The 437-nt window shown below is 62.7% G+C and carries 1 protein-coding gene; it reads left to right on the top strand.

Translation table 11 applies throughout. From position 1 onward, the window contains the following. Positions 1 to 342: PPC domain-containing DNA-binding protein (locus ACWTU9_RS33235; protein ID WP_455862022.1), on the top strand; the 342-nt coding region annotated here is incomplete at its 5' end. Positions 343 to 437 lie beyond the last annotated feature (95 nt).

Here is a 437-nt window from a genome sequence, read left to right as displayed (position 1 = left end):
GACCAAAGGGTCGGCAGTGCTTCCCTGACAGCGATCGGCGCCTTTGAAAGAGCGATCGTGGGCTGGTTCGACCCCAATGCGAAGACCTACCGCAAAATTCCGATCGACGAACAATGCGAAGTGCTGAGCGCCATCGGCGATGTGGCGCTGGGCGACGACGGCAAGCCCAGCCTCCACGTCCAGGCGGTGTTGGGATTGAGTGACGGCACGACCCGGGGTGGACATCTGTTCGAGGCCATCGTGCGACCGACGCTCGAAGTGACCCTGGCGGAGGCGCCCGGCCATCTGCGCCGCAGCAGGCGTCCGGAATTGGGCGTTGCGTTGATCGATCTGGATGGTTGATTTCGAGTGCGACTGCAGAGTTCAGCCTGACCCTGTCATGCCTTCTTGTTCTGCTCCGCCAGTGCCGGTTCCCAGCCAAAAACACTGCGGCCGCC

It is taken from the genome of Mesorhizobium sp. 128a (assembly GCF_053848025.1).
This window is presented reverse-complemented; position numbering and strand designations above follow the sequence as displayed.